Annotated in this window: 13 protein-coding genes; 4 read left to right on the top strand and 9 right to left on the bottom strand. The window is 72.5% G+C overall.

The genetic code is table 11. The features are described 5' to 3' along the window. Nucleotides 1-108 precede the first annotated feature (108 nt). Together FLP10_RS15855 and FLP10_RS15850 are read left to right on the top strand one after the other, a co-directional pair. Complete coding sequence (locus FLP10_RS15855) at nt 109-1074, top strand: ornithine cyclodeaminase family protein (RefSeq protein WP_149161745.1); 966 nt, start codon at nt 109-111, stop codon at nt 1072-1074. Next, nucleotides 1074-2057 carry a proline racemase family protein gene (locus tag FLP10_RS15850; RefSeq protein ID WP_149161744.1) on the top strand — a complete coding sequence of 328 codons (984 nt, stop codon included), beginning with the start codon at nt 1074-1076 and terminating at the stop codon, nt 2055-2057. The genes FLP10_RS15855 and FLP10_RS15850 overlap by 1 nt, the downstream gene beginning before the upstream one ends. A 91-nt stretch (nt 2058-2148) precedes the next feature. On the opposite strand, the gene FLP10_RS15845 is transcribed toward FLP10_RS15850, so the two are convergent. The 7 genes from FLP10_RS15845 to FLP10_RS15815 all read right to left on the bottom strand — a co-directional run bounded on the left by FLP10_RS15845 (nt 2149) and on the right by FLP10_RS15815 (nt 9317). Next, entirely contained in the window at nt 2149-3636 is a 1488-nt protein-coding gene (locus FLP10_RS15845; protein ID WP_149161743.1) for an aldehyde dehydrogenase family protein, read from the bottom strand. An 87-nt stretch (nt 3637-3723) separates the two neighbouring features. Next, a complete protein-coding gene (locus FLP10_RS15840) occupies nt 3724-4725 on the bottom strand; it encodes a proline racemase family protein (RefSeq protein ID WP_149161742.1) in 1002 nt (333 codons plus the stop codon). Next, nucleotides 4725-5657: a dihydrodipicolinate synthase family protein gene (locus FLP10_RS15835; protein WP_149161741.1), complete on the bottom strand. Its 933-nt coding sequence runs from the start codon at nt 5655-5657 to the stop codon at nt 4725-4727. Before FLP10_RS15835 ends, FLP10_RS15840 begins: the two co-directional genes overlap by 1 nt. Nucleotides 5658-5786: 129 nt before the next feature. Continuing rightward, the gene (locus FLP10_RS15830; protein WP_149161740.1) at nt 5787-7193 is read right to left on the bottom strand and encodes an FAD-dependent oxidoreductase; all 1407 of its coding nucleotides are present in this window, start codon (nt 7191-7193) and stop codon (nt 5787-5789) included. Continuing rightward, entirely contained in the window at nt 7190-7432 is a 243-nt protein-coding gene (locus tag FLP10_RS15825; RefSeq protein WP_149161739.1) for a (2Fe-2S)-binding protein, read from the bottom strand. Before FLP10_RS15825 ends, FLP10_RS15830 begins: the two co-directional genes overlap by 4 nt. Then, entirely contained in the window at nt 7429-8586 is a 1158-nt protein-coding gene (locus FLP10_RS15820) for an NAD(P)/FAD-dependent oxidoreductase (protein ID WP_149161738.1), read from the bottom strand. The genes FLP10_RS15825 and FLP10_RS15820 overlap by 4 nt, the downstream gene beginning before the upstream one ends. Nucleotides 8587-8654: 68 nt before the next feature. Continuing rightward, nucleotides 8655-9317: a GntR family transcriptional regulator gene (locus FLP10_RS15815; protein ID WP_246150054.1), complete on the bottom strand. Its 663-nt coding sequence runs from the start codon at nt 9315-9317 to the stop codon at nt 8655-8657. Nucleotides 9318-9434: 117 nt separating this feature from the next. Between FLP10_RS15815 and FLP10_RS15810 the strand changes: the two genes are divergently transcribed. Beyond that, complete coding sequence (locus FLP10_RS15810) at nt 9435-10577, top strand: glutamate--cysteine ligase (RefSeq protein WP_149161737.1); 1143 nt, start codon at nt 9435-9437, stop codon at nt 10575-10577. A gap of 63 nt (nt 10578-10640) precedes the next feature. On the opposite strand, the gene FLP10_RS15805 is transcribed toward FLP10_RS15810, so the two are convergent. Both FLP10_RS15805 and FLP10_RS15800 read right to left on the bottom strand, forming a co-directional pair. After that, complete coding sequence (locus FLP10_RS15805; RefSeq protein WP_149161736.1) at nt 10641-12077, bottom strand: GH1 family beta-glucosidase; 1437 nt, start codon at nt 12075-12077, stop codon at nt 10641-10643. 94 nt (nt 12078-12171) lie between these two features. Beyond that, entirely contained in the window at nt 12172-13191 is a 1020-nt protein-coding gene (locus tag FLP10_RS15800; RefSeq protein WP_168209218.1) for a lipid II:glycine glycyltransferase FemX, read from the bottom strand. A 121-nt stretch (nt 13192-13312) separates the two neighbouring features. Here FLP10_RS15800 and FLP10_RS15795 point away from each other — a divergent pair, with 121 nt between their 5' ends. Next, nucleotides 13313-14125: a spermidine synthase gene (locus FLP10_RS15795; RefSeq protein ID WP_168209217.1), complete on the top strand. Its 813-nt coding sequence runs from the start codon at nt 13313-13315 to the stop codon at nt 14123-14125. The last annotated feature ends 2 nt before the right edge of the window (nt 14126-14127 follow it).

Raw genomic sequence — 14127 nt, 5'->3', positions numbered from 1 at the left:
AACTCGACTGACCATTCTTGCAGATTTCGCCCGAGAGGGACAATCGAGCGGATGCCTCGCAGCGTGCGGCGGCGGGCGATATGTGACATACCACTCTAGGATGGGCGCATGACGGGCAGCCTCGACTCGATCCGACTCATCGACCGCGACGCGGTGGCCGAGCACATGACGCCGATCCGAGCCATCCGAGCGCTGCAGACGGCGCTCCGTTCGGGATTCGATCCCGAACTCGACCCGCCGCGATCGATCGTCGACGTGACGAACGGTCAACTGCTGCTCATGCCCGCCGAGATCGGCCGCTGGGGCGGCCAGAAGTTCGCGACGGTCGCACCGGGCAACCCCGCACGCGGCCTCGACCGCATCCAGGCGATCTACACCCTGATCGACGCCGAGACCCTCTCCCCCGTCGCGCTCCTCGACGGCACCGAGCTCACCAACCTGCGCACCCCGGCAGTGTCGGCGGCGGTTGCCGATGTCGCCGCGGTGGCCGAGGCATCCGAGCTCGTGGTCTTCGGAACCGGGCCGCAGGGCGTTCGGCACGTGGACGCGATGGCCGCGATCCGCGACCTGCGCCGGGTGCGGTTCGTCGGGCGCGACGGCACGCGTGCCGAGCGGGCGGTGGCCGCCGCCACCGCGACGCATCCCGGGCTCGACATCGCGATCGGCTCGGTCGACGACGTCGCGAGTGCCGACCTCGTCGTGTGCGCGACCACCGCGAGCGAGCCGCTGTTCGACGGCGGACTCGTGGCCGACCACGCGTTCGTCGTCGCGCTCGGCTCGCACGATCGCGATCGGCGCGAACTGCCCGGCGCCCTGCTCGGCCGGTCGCAGGTCATCGTCGAGGCCGAGCGGGTCGCGCGCACCGAGGCGGGAGACGTGATCATGGCGGTCGATGACGGATGCCTCGCCTGGGACGACCTCGTACCCATGCGCCGCATCATCGACGGATCCGAGGCCGTCGCGGCCGACCGGCCACGAGTGCTGAAGACCTGCGGCATGGGCTGGCAGGATCTCGCGGTCGCGAGCGCACTCGTGGACGCGCTCGACGACGCCGAGCGGAACGGAGCGCGCTGATGCGCTGGAGCGTCGAGGACTGGCACACGGCCGGCGAGCCATTCCGCATCGTCGAGGACGTGCCGACGCACGGTGCCACGGTCGCCGAGCGTCGCGTCGAGGCGATCACGGGCGAGGCCGACGCGGTGCGGCGGTTCCTCTGCTTGGAACCGCGCGGGCACGACGACATGTACGGCGGGTTCCTCACGCCGCCCGACGACGACGGCGCCGACTTCGGCGTGCTGTTCTGGCACAAGGACGGCTTCTCGACCGCGTGCGGCCATGGCACCATGGCGCTGGGCGCGTGGGCGGTCGCGACCGGCCGCGTGCCCGCACCCGACGACGGCGAGGCGGTCGTCGTCATCGACGTCCCGAGCGGCCGGGTGCAGGCACGCGTGCAAAGGTCGGGCGGGCGCACCATCGCCGTGGTGTTCCGCAACGTCGCCTCACGGGTGCTGGCGACCGGCATCCCCCTCGACACCAGGGCCGGCCGGGTCGAGGTCGACCTGGTGTTCGGCGGAGCCGTGTACGCGACGCTCGCCGCGGCATCCGTGGGGCTCGAGGTGACCGCCTCGCACACCGCCGCCCTGACCGCGATCGGACGCGAGATCAAGTGGGCGCTGAACGACCACCCCGCGGCCAGGCTGGCCGACCACCGTCTCTCGGGCGTGTACGGCACGATCTTCGTCGACGACCTCGGCCGCACCGATACCGGGCAGCACCAGCGCAACGTCACGGTCTTCGCCGACGGAGAGGTCGACCGCAGCCCCTGCGGGTCCGGCACCGCCGCCCGGGTTGCGCTGCTCGATCACCTCGACGTGCTCGGCGAGGGCGAGACGCTCACGCACGACTCGATCATCGGCACCCGGTTCACCGCGCGGGTCGCCGAGCGCACCGCCGACGGCGTCGTGCCCGAGGTGACGGGTCAGGCGTACCGGGTCGGCACCGCGGCCTTCGAGCTCGACGCCGACGACCCCCTCGCCGCGGGCTTCAGCCTGCGCTGACCCCGATGCGCTTTTCAGGAGAAATCACGCCGGAGCGGCACGACACGCCGCTGAATCGGGCGCACACGGCCCGAAACTCCTGAAAAAGGCATCAGTGGTGGCCGGTGAGGGTGCCCCAGCCGGCCGAGCGACCCGCGGTGCTGCGCCGCTGCGGCACACCCCACGGGTTGTCGTCGCGCAGGGGCGCCGGCAGCAGTGACTGCGGAGCGCTCTGGTAGGCGACGCCGCGCAGGAACCGGGTGATCGCGGCAGTGCCGACGCTCGTGGCGTCGGTCGTGGTCGCCGGGTACGGGCCGCCGTGCTGCATGGCGCCGGTGACCGACACCCCCGTCGGCCATCCGCCGAAGAGCACGCGGCCGCTGGTCTCGGCGAGAGCGTCGACGAGGTCGGCGAGCCGACCGTCGGCGAGCTCGGCCTCGCTCGCGTGCAAGGTGGAGGTGAGGTTGCCGGGGAAGAGGTCGCGCTGCACGGCGGGCAGCTCGTCGGCATCGGCGTAGCGCACGATGATCGACAGCGGCCCGAACGACTCCTCGAGCAGGTCGTCGCGGTGCTCGCGCAGCGTTGCGAGGTCGACCTCGACGACGGTGGGCGTCGCGAACCGCTGCTGCGCGTCGTCGACCCGCACCTCGCCCTCGGCGAGGACGGTCACGCCGGGGGCGGCGAGCACGGCGCCCCGCCGCTCTTCGAAGGCGCGGCCGATGCCGGGGTTGAGCAGGCGATGCTCGGGCACCGTCGCCGCGGCCTCCCCCACCGGGCCGAGCTCGGCGCCCTGGGGCACGAAGAGGAATCCCGGCTTCGTGCAGAGCTGACCGGCCGACCCTGCGACCGAGCCGAGGAAGCCCTGCAGCAGGTCAGGCTCGGCGGCGATCGCACCGGCGGTCGCGTACGCGGGGTTCACGCTGCCGAGTTCGCCGAAGAACGGGATGGGCCGCGGCCGCGACGCGGCGATGTCGGCCAGGAGTCGGCCCACGTGCGTCGACCCGGTGAACGCGCCGGCGCGGATGCGGTCGTCCTTCAGGAGTTCCACACCCGCCTGCTGGCCGGCGACGACCTGGAAGACGCCGTCCGGCATGCCCGCACCCGCGAGCGCTGCGGCGACGATCTCGCCCGTGCGGCGCGACAGCTCGGGGTGCCCCGAGTGCGTCTTCACGATGAGAGGGCAGCCGGCCGCGAGCGCCGCGGCCGAGTCGCCGCCGGCGACCGAGAACGCGAACGGGAAGTTCGACGCCGCGAAGTTCAGCACCGGCCCCACCGGCTCGAGCACGCGTCGCACGTCGGGGCGCGGGCCGATCACGTACTCGGGGTCGGCGTCGTCGATGCGCGCATCGAGGTACGCACCGTCGACGATGACCTCGGCGAACAGGCGCAGCTGATTGCTGGTGCGGCGCACCTCGCCGGTGAGCCGCGGTTCGGTGAGGCCGGTCTCGCGAATCGCGATCGCGATGAGCTCGGCGGCGTTCTGGTCGAGCGCGTCGGCGACCGCGACGAGAGCGGCGGCCCGGGCGCGCGGCGTGGTCTGGGCGAAGGGTCGCGCTGCCGCGGCGGCGCGGGCGGCGATCTGGTCGAGGGCGGCGTCCATGGCTTCTCCTGTGGATGTCTCGTCAGACGGATGATTCGCGGGGGATGCCGCAAGCACCGGCGGATGTGCGGCGAACGGCGGATGCCGCTAGAAGACGAAGCCCTCGGGGAACGGATCGTCGTCGTCGAGGAAGTACTGCCCCAGCCCCGTCACCCAGGCCCGGCCGGTGATGGTCGGCACGACGGCGGGCACCCCGCCGACGGTCGTCTCGCGCAGCAGGCGCCCGGTGAACTCCGTGCCGATGAACGACTCGTTCACGAAGTCGGTCTCGAGCGCCAGCTCGCCGCGGGCGTGCAACTCGGCCATGCGGGCGCTCGTGCCGGTGCCGCAGGGCGAACGGTCGAACCATCCGGGGTGGATCGCCATCGCATGGCGCGACCTGACCGCGTCGGAGCCGGGTGCGATGAACTCCACGTGGTGCACGTGGTTCGCGCCGTCGAGCTCGGGGTGCCGCGGCGGGCGCTGGGTGTTGATCGCGTCCATGATCGCGAGGCCCGCGCGGATGATGTCGTCCTTGCGGGCCCGGTCGAAGGGCAGCCCCACGTCGTCGAGGTCGACGAGCGCGTAGAAGTTGCCGCCGAACGCGACCGAGTACGGCACCTCGCCGTATCCGGGCACCTCGATCACCTCGTCGAGGCGCTCGACGAAGCTCGGCACGTTCTCGATCGTGACGTGCTTCGCGCGGCCCCCGTCCACGGCGACACGGGCGACGACGAGGCCCGCGGGCACGTCGAGGCGGATCTCGGTGACCGGCTCGGTCACCTCGACCATGCCGGTCTCGACGAGCACGGTGGCCACGCCGATGGTGCCGTGGCCGCACATCGGCAGGAACCCGCTGGCCTCGATGAACACCACGCCCCAGTCTGCGCCGGGGAGAGTCGGCGCCTGCAGCAGCGCGCCCGACATCGACGCGTGACCGCGGGGCTCGTTCATGAGCAGGCCCCGCAGCCCGTCGAGGTGCTCGATCGCCCAGAGCCGCTTGTCGTTCATGGTCGCCCCGGGGATCGGGCCGACGCCGCCGGTCACGACCCGGGTCGGCATGCCCTCGGTGTGGCTGTCGACCGCAGAGATCACCCGGCGCGCACGCATCAGGCGACCGCCACCCGGCGCGCCGCGAGTGCCGCGAGGGCCCGCTCGGTGTCGGCGGTGACCTGGGCGCGCTGCTCGTCGCTGAGCGGGCCGCGCGGCGGACGCGTCGGGCCGCCGTAGGAGTTGCCGCAGATGTCCATCGAGAGCTTGATCGCCTGCACGAACTCGGTGCGCGAGTCCCAGCGGAACACCGCGACGAGCTGCTCGTACAGCGCCTTCGCCTCGTGCCAGTCGCCCCGGATGCAGAGGTCGTAGAGCTCCACGGCCTCGCGCGGGAACGCGTTCGGGTACCCGGCGAACCATCCGACCGCGCCGTTGACCATGAGCTCGAAGAGCACGTCGTCGGCGCCGGCGATGACGTCGATGTCGCACAGCTCCTTGATCTCGTAGACCCGGCGCACGTCGCCCGAGAACTCCTTGATCGCGACCACCTCGGGAATCTCGGCGAGCTTCGCGACGAGCTTCGGGGTGAGGTCGACCTTGGTGTCGAACGGGTTGTTGTAGGCCATGATCGGCAGGCCCGCTTTGGCGACCTCGGCGTAGTGCGCGATGACCTCGCCCTCGTTGGCGCGGTAGAGGGTGGGCGGCAGCAGCAGCACGCCGTCGGCGCCGTCCTCGCGGGCGAGCTCAGCCCAGTGGCGCGCCTGGTGGCTGCCGACGCCGTGCACGCCGGCGACGACGATGCCCCGGCCGTCGACCGCGTCGACCGCGACCTGGATGACCTTGCGCCGCTCGTCGTCGGTGAGCGACGAGTACTCGCCGAGCGACCCGTTCGGGCCGACGCCCCGGCAGCCGTTCGACATCAGGAAGTCGACGTGCTCGCCGAAGCGGTCGTAGTCGACCGCGAGGCCCGCTGGCGCCGACGGGTCTTCCGTGAACGCGAGGGTCGTCGCGACGACGACACCGCCGAGGTCCATGGTCGGTTCGGTCATTTCGATTCCATTCTGGTCGCGTGCGCCGGTGACGGCGACGTCTGGCTGCTCGATTCGAAAGCGGTGGGTCGCGCGCGTCGGTGGTGGAGTCCTGGGCGGCTCCGTCGGCGCGTGACGTTTAGTAATATATCACACACTACCGGATGGCTCGGGTCCGACGGAAGGGGTGGAAGCGCCCCCGTTCGGGGCGAGCGCGGCGAGTTCGCCGATCCGCACCGACGAGAGCACCGGACGCGCGTCGAAGTCGACGGGCGCCGCGACCAGTTGCTCGACCGTGCGCCCGCACGTGCGACCCTGGCAGGCGCCGAGCCCGGCACGCGTGGCGAGCCGCAAGCCCCGACTCGAGGCATCCGCGTACTCGGCGATGCGCGCCCTCGTGACCGACTCGCAGCGGCAGATGATCGTGTCGTCGTCGAGCCAGGCGGTCCAGCCGCGTCGTACCTCGTGGGTGGCGAGCCGATCGGCGAACGCGTGCAGACGACGGCGCGCGCGCAGCACCGCGGCGATGCGCGCATCGTCGAGGGTTCCGCCAGCAGCCGCGAACCCCGCGACCTCGCCCTCGGCGAGCGCCGCGTCGGCCCCGGCGATGCCGGTGACCTCGCCAGCGGCGAAGATCCCGGCGACACTCGTCGCCTGACGCTCGTCGACCTCGACGAACCGGGCCGAGGAGATCCGGCACCCGGCCTGGATGGCCGCCTCGAGTCGCGGCGTGAAGCCGTGCCCGAGCGCGACCGAGTCGCACGCGACGGTGCGCTCGGTTCCCGCGATCGGGCGCCAGTGGGCGTCGACGCGCTGCACGGTGACCGCCTCGACGGCGCGCTCGCCGTGGATACGCGTCACGGCGCTGCCGAGACGGTACGGTGTGCGGCGACGCACGAGCCCGCCGACGTACTCGGCGAGCTCGCCGGCCTTGCCGGCCGCTCCCGCGAGCTGCCACGGCGACCGCCCCCAGCCGCGCACGAGCCTGCGCAGGCCGACGGCCTCGACGACCTCGGCCACTTCGCCGCCCGCGATCGCGATGCTCGCGGCGACCGGCAGCAGGAACGGCCCGGCGCCGGCCACGACCGTGCGCCCGCCGGGCGTCACGCCGTCGCGCTTGGCGAGCGCCTGCGCGGCGCCGGCGGTGACGACGCCGGGCAGTGTCCACCCGGGAACCGGCAGGGCGCGGTCGTGGGCGCCGGTCGCGATGACGAGCGCATCGGCCTCGACGGTGAGCCCAGTGCGTGCCGCCGCGTCGGCGGGGCCGACGAGCGCGTGCACGCGAATGCCGCCCTCGGTCTCGATGCGCCAAACGCTGGCCTGTCGGTGCACGGTCGCGTGGTCGCCTGCGCGCTCGAGCGCGGCATGCAGTCGCTCGAACCGTGCCCACTGGTGCTGCATGCGCCGGTCGGTGAGCTCGTCATGATGGCGCCAGAACTGACCCCCGGCCCGTTCGCCCTCGTCGAGCAGCGTCACGTGGGCCCCGTGCGCGAGCGCGGCCTGAGCGGCGGCGAGGCCGGCCGGCCCCGCTCCGACGATCACGACCCGACGGCTCATCGCGACTCCCGTTCGACGGTGTCGCCGTCGCGCGCGGTGCGCTGGCAGGCGCGCACGCCCTCGACGCCGTTCACGGTGAGCACGCAGTCCTGGCAGACGCCGATGCCGCAGAACACTCCGCGCTCGGCGCCCGCCGCGGTGCGCCAGCTGCGCCGGCCGGCGCCGATGAGCACGCCGGCGATGGTCTGGCCGTCGCGACCGACCACCTCGGCTCCGTCGACCCGGATGCGCACGCTCACGCCGCCTCCGTCAAGCTCGCGCGGGTGGGCAGGAACGGCTCGGGATCGGTCGGCGCCACGGCGCCGAGCACGGCGTGCGCGACGAGTTCGCCCGTCGTCGGCGCGAGCCCGATGCCGGCGCCCTCATGGCCGGCCGCGTGGAACAGCCCGGGCACGTCGCCGTCGGCGCCGATCGCCGGCAGGTGATCGGGGGCGTACGGGCGGAACCCGACGTAGCTGCGAAGCAGCATCGTGTCGGCGAGGAACGGGAACAGCCGCGTCGCCTTCCCGGCGATCTCGGCGATCGGCGCGAGCGTGCCTTCGCGCGAGAAGCCGACGCGTTCGCGGCTCGAGCCGATGAGCACCGTGCCGGCCGGCGTGGACTCCACGACGGTCGACGTCTGCAGCGCGGCATTCGAGGATCCGACAGCGCTCACGTAGTCGGCGTCGTAGACCTTGTGGAACACCCGCTGGGGCATGGGCGTCGTGACGAGAATCGCACCGCGGCGCGGGCGGATGTCGAGGCGCGCTCCGAGCAGCGCCGCGACCTCCCCGGCCCACGGCCCCGCGCAGTTCACGACCGCGTCTGCGGTGATCGCCCCCTCGGGCGTGACGATCCCGGCGAGCCGGCGCCCGGAGCGGACGGGCCCGATCACCTCGGCGATGCGCAGCTCGGCCCCGAGTCGCCGGGCACGGGCGAGCATGGCCTGGGTGGCGAGGCTCGGCTGCACCTGCGCGTCGTCAGGGTAGTGGATGCCGCGAGCCACCGCCGGGCTCAGGTGCGGCTCGAGGGTGCGCAGTTCGTCGGCCTCGAGCGCGTCGGCCCGGATGCCGATGCGGCGCTGAGATTCGGCGAAGGCGTCGAGCGCCTCGGCTCCGCCGTCGAACGCGACGACGACTCCGCCCTTCGCCTCGAACTCGGTGGCCGGCTGGCCCGGCCCGCGGTCGGCGTCGAGCCGGGCCGAGAGGTCTCGCCAGGCGCGGTTCGCGACGATCGCGAGTTCGGCCTCGGCGCCAGGTCCCTTGTCGGAGACGAGGATGTTGCCCTCGCAGCGGCTCGAGGTCTCGGCCGCGACGCCCGTTCGGTCGACGACGACCACTTCGGCTCCGGCCTCGGCGAGCGCGAGGGCGCTCGCGGCACCGATGGCACCGGCTCCGATGACGATGACGCGCACGTGGCTCCCTCCTTGGTGGTGCGTGACATATTACACACGCCGGAGGCGCGGAGAGCCACTCTCCGACCTCAGGTCTCGTCGTGCCCGCTCCACACGCCCGACACGTGACCGATGTGCCGGCGCATGAGCGCCTCGGCGCCATCGCCGTCGCCCGCGACGAGCAACCGCACGAGCTCGGCGTGCTCGAGCGCCGACTCGGTGAGGCCGTCGTGGTCGGACACGTGCACGAGGCCGATCAGCCGGGTCTGCTGGCGCAGGTCGCGCACCACGTCGACGAGGAACGCGTTGCCCGTCTGCGCGAGCAATGCGAGGTGGAACTCGGTGTCGGCCTCGAGGTAGTCCTGGAACCGCCGCTCGCGTCCGGCGACCACGATGGCGTCGGCGAGGGCGAGCAGCCGCTCGGCGAGCGCGTCGGGGATGCGCCCGGCCAGCGCGCGCATCGGCGGGGCCTCGAGCAGCGTCCGCACCTCGCCGAGCTGGCGCAGTTCGTCGTCGGAGACCTCGGTGACCCGGAACCCGCGGTTGCGGATCGGGCTCAGGAACCCGCGCCGAGCGAGGTTCAACATGGCCTCTCGCACGGGGGTCGCGCTCACCCCGAACTCCGTCGCCAGCGTCGGCACGGTGAGCACGGTACCCGGATGGAACTCCCCCGACACGATGCGCGAGCTCAGCGCGCGCTCGACCTGCTCGCGCAGGCTCACGCTCTCGACGACCTGCATCGGTGCGCTCAACCGCTGCTCCTTCCGTGCCCGGGTCCGCCCGCCGTCTGCGGAAGATCCTGCGGCACAGCGTAGCCGCCGCGCCGCCGCGTGTCATGATGGCCCGAGGGGCGCGGGAGGGGGCTGCGGATGATCGAATTCGCGCGGTCGGATCGGTCGACGCTCGGCATCGAATGGGAGCTCGCGATCGTCGACCGGACGACGGGCGACCTCGCGTCGATCGCCGACGTCGTGCTCGCCGAGCTCGCCGGCGACGACGGCACCCCGCACCCGCACGTGACCGGTGAGCTGCTCACCAACACCGTCGAGCTCGTCTCGGGCGTGCACCGCCGGGTCGCCGACGCCGTCGACGACCTGCTCGGGCAGGTCGATGAGGTGCGCGCCGTGCTCGACCGGCTCGGCGAGTACGAGCTCGTCTGCAGCGGCTCGCACCCGTTCGGGCAGTGGTTCGACCAGCACCTCACCGACAAGCCCAGGTACCACGAGCTCATCGAGCGCACCCGGTGGTGGGGGCGCAACATGATGATCTGGGGCATCCACGTGCACGTCGGCATCGAGGATCGCGACAAGGCGCTGCCGATCCTCGGCGGGCTGCTCGCGTTCATCCCGCATCTGCAGGCGCTCAGCGCCTCGAGCCCGTTCTGGGCGGGCGTCGAGACCGGGTACGCCTCGAACCGCGCGCTGATGTTCCAGCAGCTGCCCACCGCGGGCCTGCCGTACCCGCTCGCCGACTGGCCGGCGTTCGAGCGGTACGTCGACGACCTCATGCGCACGGGCGTGATCGTCGACCACACCGAGGTGAGGTGGGATATCCGGCCCTCGCCGCAGTGGGGCACGATCGAGGTGCGCGTGTGCGACGGGGTGTCGACCGCCGTCGAGATCGGGGCGATCGCCGCGCTCGTGCAGTGCCTCGTCGAGTGGCTCAGTGAGCGGATCGACGCCGGCGAGGAGCTGCCGGTGCTGCAGCCGTGGTTCGTGCGCGAGAACAAGTGGCGTGCGGCCCGGTACGGACTCGATGCCGAGATCATCACGGATGTCGCGGGCTCCGAGCGCCTCGTCACCGACGACCTGTCCGACCTGGTGACGCAGCTCGTCCCGGTCGCCGAACGCCTCGGCTGCCCGGTGGAGCTGCAGCAGGTGCGTCGGATGCTGGAGGCGGGTGCGAGCTACCGTCGCCAGCTGCGAGTGGCCGAGGCATCCGACGGCGACCTCTCGCAGGTGGTCGCGCACCTGGCCCGCGAGTTCCGCTCGGGCGCGCCCGAGGCGGGCTGAGCGGCCGAGCCCGGCTGCGCGCCCGGCCAACCGGGCGCGGTGCCGGGCCGACCGGTCAGGCGATCACGCCGGGATGCGGCGGTCGCGGATGAGGTCGGCATACCAGCGGGCGCTCGCCTTGGGCAGCCGCTCGAGCGTGTCGTAGTCGACGCGCACGATGCCGAAGCGCTTGGAGTAGCCGTAGCCCCACTCGAAGTTGTCGAGGAACGACCACACCTGGTACCCGCGCAGGTCGACCCCGCGTGCGATCGCGCGGTGGGCGGCCGTGAAGTGCCGGCGCAGGTAGTCGACGCGGTCGTCGTCCTGCACGACGGGCCGGCCGTCGGGGCCCTCGGTGACGACGTCGTCGTACGCCGCGCCGTTCTCGGTGACCATGAGCGGCAGGTTCGGGTACGCCTCGTGCAGTGCGACGAGCAGGTCTTCGAGCCCCGACGGGTCGATGTTCCACCCCATGGCGGTGTACGGGCCGGGCTGCTCGAGGAACTCGACGTCGTCGGCGCCGGGCCAGGCGGTGCCGCCCATGTCCTTGTGGCCGTCGGCGTTGACGCGCGGGGTCGCGCCGTCCCACATGCGCACGGTGACCGTCGAGTAGTAGTTCACGCCGAGCAGGTCGATGGGCTGATTGATGAGCTCGGTGTCGCCGGGCTTCACGAACGACCAGTCGGTGACGGCTCGCGTGTCGTCGATGACGTCGGCGGGGTACTCGCCGTCGAGCAGCGGCCCGAGGAACACCCGGTTGGCCAGGCCGTCGATGCGGCGGGCCGCTTCGTGGCCGGTGTCGCCCGAGGGGCGGATGACATGCAGATTCAGCGTGATCGAGAATTTCGGGTCACCGGGCACCACCTCGCGGAGGGCCGCGACCGCGAGTCCGTGGGCGAGGTTCAGGTGGTGCACGGCGGCGAGCGCCTTGGCGCCGTCCATCAGGCCGGGCGCGTGCGCGCCCGAGCCGTACCCGAGGTACGCGCTGCACCAGGGCTCGTTGAGCGTGGTCCACACGTCGATGCGGTCGCCGAGCCGTTCGCCGACGAGACGCGCGTAGTCGGCGAACGCGTACGCGGTCTCGCGGTTGGTCCAGCCGCCCTCGTCCTCGAGGGCCTGCGGCAGATCCCAGTGGTAGAGCGTCGCGATGGGCCGGATGCCTCGGGCGATGAGCCCGTCGACGAGGCGCTCGTAGAACGCGAGGCCCGCCTCGTTCGCGGGGCCGCGCCCGGTCGGCTGGATACGCGGCCACGCGATCGAGAAGCGGTACGCCTCGAGCCCGAGCTCGACCATCAGGTCGAGGTCGGCCTCCCAGCGGTGGTAGTGGTCGTCGGCCACGTCGCCGGTGTCGCCGTTCCACACCTTGCCGGGCGTGTGGCTGAAGGTGTCCCAGATGCTCGGGCCCCGGCCGTCCTCGGTCGCGGCGCCCTCGATCTGGTACGACGCGGTCGCCGTGCCGAACAGGAAGTCGGGGCCGAACTCGAGGCCCGAGTCGCGGTAGTCGGGGGAACCCGTGGTCATGGGAGTGCTCCAGTCATCGTGTCTCGGCGGAGTCGCCGCTGCTCACCCTACCGGCTCGCCGGCGCGGTTTGCTTACAGCGCTGTAAGCAAAGGGTCAGTACCAGTAGTCCCCGGTTCGACGCCGATGCGCCTCGATGAACGCGCTCTCGCCGCGGCGGAACTCCTCGGCGCGCGCGTCGTGCGCGAGCAGCAGCGCCGGCATGTACACGAGCACCTCGCGCGCGAACGCGCTCTTGAACGTCAGCACGCCCTGACCGGGCGCATCGGGCTCGTCGGGCGGGGGCACATGACCGAGGTCGTACCGGCGCACCCCCGCGGCCGCCAGCTCGCGGATCACATCCCACTGCAGGTACCGCGAGGCCATCAACTGGGGCCGGTCGCGCAGCGACCCGCCATCCTTGTACCACGCGTTCGGCCCGTACGCGACGACGAATGCGCCGGCGACCACGCGCCCGTCGTGCCACGCGAAGTGCAGCCAGCCACGACCGTCGGCGGCGAACTCCGTCCACACGCGCTCGAGGTAGTCGGAGGAACGGAAGAACGCGCCGGAGCGATCGGCTGTTTCGGCGACGAGCGCGAGCATGTGCTCGCGGTTCTCGCGAGTCATCCGCGCCCGACCGGCGATCACCCCGTTGCGCTCGGCCACCCGGATCTCGCTGCGGGCCCGCTTCTTCATGCGCCCGAGGATCTCGGCCTCGCTCATGCCGGTCTCCACGACCACCGCGTGCCGGTACTGCGAGGCCCGCGACGGCTGCCAACCGTGCTCCTCGAACGCGGCCACGAGCGCGTGGTCGTAGGGCTGATGCACCTCGAGCTTCGTCGCGAACGCGGAGCCGCGATGCGCGCGCACGCGTTCGCTGAACCGCGCCACGCCCTCGGAGTCGATGCCGCTCACCCGCGGCAGATGCTGCAGCGTGCCGTACCCGGGCACCTCGCGCTCGTACGCGAGCACCGGCAGGCCGTGTCCGTCGACCTCGGGCAACCGCCGCGAGCGCCACGGGCCATCGGACCGCAGCCGCTCCCACGTGCTCGACTGCATGAAATGCGGTTCGGATTGCTCGGCGAGCACGCGCTCGTCCCACCCGACCGCCACTGGTGTACTCGTCGCCGGCATGCGGTGCATCCCCTCGCCGCTCGCTCTGGCGGCCATTGTACGCACCGACCCCACCTCGCGGACGTTCTTTCGCGGGCGCGCCCTCTGGCCGCGGCTCCCGCGCCGACCTAGGGTGGACGCCATGGCGGAACCGAGCCTCGAACTCCACGGACGCGACGTGCGGGCGACGCTCCTTCCCGGGCGCGGCACGAACGGCGGATACTCGCTCGTCATCGACGGCACGACCCAGTCGCACGTGAACCCGCTCGACCCGCTCGACCTGCAGCTCGAGTACGTGCGCCTCGCGGCCGGCATCGTCGACGGATGCGTCGCCCCGCGTCGTCCGCTGCGGGTGCTGCATCTCGGGGGCGGCGCGCTGAGCCTGCCCCGCTACGTGGGCGTGATGCGCCCCGGCTCGACGCAGCACGTCGTCGAACTGCACCAGGACCTGCTCGACTTCGTGCTCGACGCGTTGCCACTCCCCCAGGGGGTCGAGCTCACCGTCGAATTCGGCGACGCCCGCGAAGCGGTCGAGCGCGCCGCACGCGCCGACGGCGGCTACGACGTCGCCATCATCGACGTCTTCTCGGGCGCCCTCGCGCCGCGGCACCTGTCGACGCTCGAGTTCCTGCAGCAGCTCGACCTGCTGCTCGCGCCCGACGCGATCGTCATCGCCAACACACTCGCCACGCGCGACCTCGCGTTCAGCCGCGAGGTCGCGGCCACGCTCGCCGAGTTCCGGCCGAACGTGATCGCGCTCGCCTTTCCAGGGGTGATCGAGGGCGCGAGCCTCGGCAACGTCGTGCTGGCCGCGTCCGCGGCGCCGCTCGACGGCGAGCGGGCCCGGGCGGCCGCCGACCACGGGCCGCGTCCCATCGCCCTGCTCGACGGGGCCGCACTCGACGCGTTCATCGCCGACGCGTCGGCCCGGCACGACGCCGACCCGACGGGGTGACC

The sequence above is a fragment of the Agromyces intestinalis genome, from assembly GCF_008365295.1.
Taxonomy (GTDB): Bacteria; Actinomycetota; Actinomycetes; order Actinomycetales; family Microbacteriaceae; genus Agromyces; species Agromyces intestinalis.
The sequence above is the reverse complement of the archived record's forward strand: the minus strand, read 5'-3'. Positions and strand labels throughout refer to the sequence as shown.

Excerpts from the sequence above, each read along its gene's own strand:
- FLP10_RS15800 (WP_168209218.1), bottom strand. The coding sequence starts at position 13,191 with ATGCCGGCGACGAGTACACCAGTGGCGGTCGGGTGGGACGAGCGCGTG.
- FLP10_RS15805 (WP_149161736.1), bottom strand. The coding sequence starts at position 12,077 with ATGACCACGGGTTCCCCCGACTACCGCGACTCGGGCCTCGAGTTCGGC.
- FLP10_RS15855 (WP_149161745.1), top strand. The coding sequence starts at position 109 with ATGACGGGCAGCCTCGACTCGATCCGACTCATCGACCGCGACGCGGTG.
- FLP10_RS15835 (WP_149161741.1), bottom strand. The coding sequence starts at position 5,657 with ATGACCGAACCGACCATGGACCTCGGCGGTGTCGTCGTCGCGACGACC.
- FLP10_RS15795 (WP_168209217.1), top strand. The coding sequence starts at position 13,313 with ATGGCGGAACCGAGCCTCGAACTCCACGGACGCGACGTGCGGGCGACG.
- FLP10_RS15810 (WP_149161737.1), top strand. The coding sequence starts at position 9,435 with ATGATCGAATTCGCGCGGTCGGATCGGTCGACGCTCGGCATCGAATGG.
- FLP10_RS15845 (WP_149161743.1), bottom strand. The coding sequence starts at position 3,636 with ATGGACGCCGCCCTCGACCAGATCGCCGCCCGCGCCGCCGCGGCAGCG.
- FLP10_RS15850 (WP_149161744.1), top strand. The coding sequence starts at position 1,074 with ATGCGCTGGAGCGTCGAGGACTGGCACACGGCCGGCGAGCCATTCCGC.
- FLP10_RS15830 (WP_149161740.1), bottom strand. The coding sequence starts at position 7,193 with ATGAGCCGTCGGGTCGTGATCGTCGGAGCGGGGCCGGCCGGCCTCGCC.
- FLP10_RS15840 (WP_149161742.1), bottom strand. The coding sequence starts at position 4,725 with ATGCGTGCGCGCCGGGTGATCTCTGCGGTCGACAGCCACACCGAGGGC.